Genomic DNA, 3366 nt, shown 5'->3' on the forward strand with positions numbered 1-3366 from the left:
TTTATTAAGGGAGAGAGATGACAAGAAGATGAAAAAAACTGGCAGTATTGATTCAGAACAGAACCATTACAGGACGTGTACTTCTCATAGCACTGATCATCATCATGATAGGCACCATCCACGTTAGGACTCCGTTATTCATACAACAGGGAAACGAGCTCAGCAAATTCAGAGATAAGGATACTGACATCAGATACCGGATCTGAAAATTCCAGATGATAGTGTCCATGTTTGTTGGCATATCATAATTACACAAATGAGTAGTAATTACTTTGCTTTAAAAAAAATCGGTGGACCAGTGAGTGATATAAACTGGATATTCACTTATCCAAACAGGTATGTTGATCCAACAGTATTGAGTATCACCTGATCCGGCATCTCTTCAGAAAGCCTGGTTATTGCTTCCCAGCCGGTGCAGTGAAGTGGTATTACATATCCGGGATTAATCTCCTTCATGGCAGCAACGGTTGGATTGATGATCCTGCTAAAGAACGAACCAGAGAGATGAAATCCTCCGATAACTGCATAGATCTGATCCACCCCGGTGATCATACGGGCATACCTGATCGTATTGATGACCCCTGCATGAGCACATCCGGTAATAACCACCAAGCCTTTCCCTTTTAGATTGAGAACAACAGCCTGATCGTCGTGAAACTGATCAGGAACCCACGAGTCAGAATCTTCAACATAATACACAGGATTAGTCTGTTCAAATTCTGTAGTGCGTTCAATATCACCGGTTATCAGGATCCGGTCATGCCAAAACAGGGTCGGACCTGATGTAAAGAGAAGTTCCGCTCCTGCATTTCTGCATGCATTCAGATCAGGAGGGGCAATATCAATGAAGGATTCAGGGGAGAACCGTTTTTCTCTCCTTGAAAATGAACCAGGATGGACGTATACCGGGACCGGCCTGCCGGCACGCTCCAGAACTTCAACAAGAGAACCAACGTGATCATAATGACCATGACTGATCACCAGAGCAGCAATATCTTGCAGGGATATGCCTAATCTGCCAGCATTATACTGAAGAGAGATCTTCGAGGCACCAGCATCCACCAGAATAGATATCGACTCATTTCCTGACCATACCGTAATATATAGTGAAAGGCCGTGTTCAGCCAGCAAAACCTCCCCATCAGGTATAGGTGGCCTTTTTACAATCGGTGAGGTTTCTGATCTGAGGAGATCGGTATAATTGTCAACAAGGACGGTTATCTCGGCTCTTTCTATCTCTTGGAGTCTCATTCGTTAGCCATTGTCTGACGCTCTTCTTCGGTTACTTCAGCAAGAACTTCTGCAGTGGGACCAATCTTGATGATCTTGCCAAACCGCATAAGGGCACAGCGGTCACAGATCTCTCTGACAAACTCCATGTCATGAGAGACAACAATAAACGTATCCTCCATCTCCTCACGGGCATGTAGGATCGAGTGCTTGACATCAACCTTGGTTATCGGATCCATTGTCCCGGTCGGCTCATCAAGCACCACGATCGTCGGTTCCCTGATAAGAACCTGGGCTAGGGCAACCCGGTGACGTTCACCCTCGCTCAGGGTTCCCGGGAGCCGGTTCAAGACCTCTTTGCTCTTCTCGGCTGTAAATCCTGCCATCTTCAAGGTGATAATCGCCTTCTGCTTTGCAAGTTCTTTGGGAAACTCAAGACCGATGGCATCGGTAAGGTTATCAAGCACAGTCCTGTGCGGAAAGAGATCATACTCCTGGTGAAGAAGCCCGATATACTGCTTTGCCCGGCCACGGTTGTCAAATCCGGGCTTTGTCATATCAACCCACTCATCACCAACCCTGATGTTCAGTTCACCACTGGTCGGCTCGAGGATACCGGCAATCATCTTTGAGAGAGTTGTTTTCCCGGCTCCCGAAGTGCCGATGATTCCAAAGATCTCCTGGTGATTTATTTCCAACTGAATGTTATTGACTGCACGGATAAGGCCGCGATCTAGTGAGACATACTGCTTTACGAGATCGCGTGCCTGGAGGATCGGTTTGCCGCATTCAACACCACAGAACACTTCATCATCATGAAATCCTTTCATGAAAACAGCCATGACATCCCGTGGAGCCCCTGATGCTTTGATCTCGCCATTTTCCAGGAGAATGGCTGTAGTTGCTACCTCATCAAGAATCTGGGTGAAGTGAGAGGTCACAACCATTGACATTCCTGATGCAGCAGCAGCCTCCTTGAGCATTTTGTGAACAAGATATGCAGTCTTTGGATCCAGTGTTCCGGTCGGCTCATCTGCAAAGAGGCAGAAGGGCTCCTTTGCCAGCTGACGGGCAAGAACCACCCGCTGCTTTTCACCACCAGAAAGGTCACGGGCAATATGCATCATCCGGTGTGAGAGCCGGACCTGATCGATGAGATCTGCAGCCCTGGTTATGGCTTTTCCGGCAGGATACCCGATGTCATCAAGGGCGTGGAGAACATTATCAATGACCCGGTCATTTCCGTACAAGGCAAACGTCCGCTGGAACATGATTGCATTTCTGGCCAGGATACGCCGTTTCAGGAGTTCCTGATCAGGATTCCAGAAGTCAACGTCTATTGCAGAAAGGACACCCCCACATTTAGGGCATTTCTGACCCGAATGGCTCTGAACAGTGACATACTCACAGGATGGACAGGCCGCAATATGATAAATAATCCTTCCCGTAGTCGGAGGCTGGTCAATCCCACGAAGCAGGTGAATCAGAATTGTCTTTCCTGCCCCGCTTCTGCCGGTGACGCCAAGGATCTCTCCTTCATCAAGCGTGAAAGAGACATTTTTCAGGGCATAGATTCCTTCAAACGAAAGCGAGAGGTTCTCTACAGTTATTAATCGGGTCATATGTGTATGAATACGAGGATTATTCGACAGTTATATCGACATGTATGGTTGCATCTATCAGAAGATCAAAGGAGATTTTATCAAGCCAGCCTGATTTCTGAAACATGTGCATGAAACAGATTCCGGCACATGCGACATCTTGATATTTTGCAAGTAATGCTTCTGCATCCTCGATCTTCACCGGCACACCAGGCATAGAGAGCCCTCCCATCAGTATAAAGACCGAGGGGTTGGTTATCTTGCAGGGTTCTCCAAGTTGAAACCCGAGACCCTCTGTATACACCATCTTTCGTGACTCATTTTCATGGAGATAGGGAGCAAATAGAAACGTACACGGAAGTGATCGGGCAGCATAACAAAGGAGCTCCACAAAAGGAGTACAGGTTCCGGGGACACCGAAAAAGACCACTTCAGCACCCTCCGGAAGGGACCATGTTTCAAGATATTCTTTAAACGGCCGCAGCATTCCAGGAATTCCCTGAAGAGTACTATTTTTCATATTTATCCTCCATTC

At 47.1% G+C, this 3366-nt stretch carries 3 protein-coding genes; all 3 read right to left on the bottom strand.

Annotation, left to right across the window (positions count from 1 at the left end; all coding sequences use genetic code 11):
* Positions 1–324 precede the first annotated feature (324 nt).
* Positions 325–1251, bottom strand: coding sequence for an MBL fold metallo-hydrolase (locus VN429_RS07000; RefSeq protein ID WP_325631372.1), 927 nt, complete (start codon positions 1249–1251; stop codon positions 325–327).
* Entirely contained in the window at positions 1248–2852 is a 1605-nt protein-coding gene (gene atwA, locus VN429_RS07005; RefSeq protein WP_325631375.1) for a methyl coenzyme M reductase system, component A2, read from the bottom strand. Before atwA ends, VN429_RS07000 begins: the two co-directional genes overlap by 4 nt.
* Before the next feature lie 19 nt (positions 2853–2871).
* Positions 2872–3366 (bottom strand): DUF2124 family protein (locus VN429_RS07010; protein ID WP_325631377.1); only part of this gene is annotated, 495 nt, incomplete at its 5' end.

This window comes from Methanospirillum sp. (genome assembly GCF_035560735.1).
GTDB lineage: Archaea > Halobacteriota > Methanomicrobia > Methanomicrobiales > Methanospirillaceae > Methanospirillum.

What these genes read in the sequence shown, in the direction of transcription:
- VN429_RS07000 (WP_325631372.1), bottom strand. Translation starts at nt 1,251, where the DNA reads ATGAGACTCCAAGAGATAGAAAGAGCCGAGATAACCGTCCTTGTTGAC.
- atwA (WP_325631375.1), bottom strand. Translation starts at nt 2,852, where the DNA reads ATGACCCGATTAATAACTGTAGAGAACCTCTCGCTTTCGTTTGAAGGA.